Genomic DNA, 846 nt, shown 5'->3' on the forward strand with positions numbered 1-846 from the left:
CACCGCATTGGTCGGCCGCGATGGCGTGTTCAGAAGTGTCGTCCTGCCCTTGCTGCTGGCAGCGCTGTTTCTGGGTTCCCGCCATAAGCTGGCTCGGCTGGTGGCGTCCGGTTCTCGCGGATGACCGTCCGGCGCGGCCATCCTGGGCGTTGTGGATCGTGCTGGCGGCGATGGCTGCCGAGATTTTCGTGCTGCTGGGGGCGACCGGCTGGTCGGACCTGGCCGCAAGCCACCTGGCGCTGCTGGTGCTGGCTGGCCTGCTTGTCGGCTTCAACGAGGAAGCGCTGACGCGCGGCGTGCTGATCGTGGCGTTCCGCGGCTCGATGAGATCCGAGGTATCCGCCGCCCTGCTCGCCGCTTTGCTGTTCGGCGCGATGCATCTGCCGAACGGGTTCTTCGGAATCGGCCTGGCCGGCGGCGTGCTTCAGGCCCTGATGGCATTTCTGGCGGGGCTTGGTTTCTACGTATTGCGGCGCGTGTCGGGGACGATCCTGCTGCCAATGGCAATGCACGGCCTGTAGGATTTTTCGGCCTTCGCGCGTCAGGCCTCCGGTGGCGAGGTGCCCGGACCCGGGCCGGTGTTCCAGTTCGCAACCTAAATCGTTTCGACATTAACCTGAGACATATCCGGCAGCCTTGAAATAGTTCCAGCACTCTGCTGGGTTGTAGAGGTCGCAGATTGATCCGATGGCCTCGAAGACTTCGGTGAAGGTTCTTGCACCGATCCGTCGCAAGTGGGCTTTCAGCTTCGAGTATGCCTGCTCCATGGGGTTCAGATCGGGCGAGTACGGCGGCAGGTGGAGGAACCAGCAGCCGTGATCGCGCAAGGCCTGTGCGGCCTCCTTG

At 63.8% G+C, this 846-nt stretch carries 2 protein-coding genes; one reads left to right on the forward strand and one right to left on the reverse strand.

All coding sequences use genetic code 11. The features are described 5' to 3' along the window. Positions 1 to 521 (forward strand): CPBP family intramembrane glutamic endopeptidase (locus QMG28_RS20835; RefSeq protein WP_281844145.1); only part of this gene is annotated, 521 nt, incomplete at its 5' end. A gap of 90 nt (positions 522 to 611) precedes the next feature. Here QMG28_RS20835 and QMG28_RS20840 read toward each other — a convergent pair. Next, positions 612 to 846 (reverse strand): transposase (locus QMG28_RS20840; protein ID WP_281844146.1); only part of this gene is annotated, 235 nt, incomplete at its 5' end.

The organism is Sinisalibacter aestuarii, from assembly GCF_027923545.1.
Taxonomy (GTDB): domain Bacteria; phylum Pseudomonadota; class Alphaproteobacteria; order Rhodobacterales; family Rhodobacteraceae; genus Sinisalibacter; species Sinisalibacter aestuarii.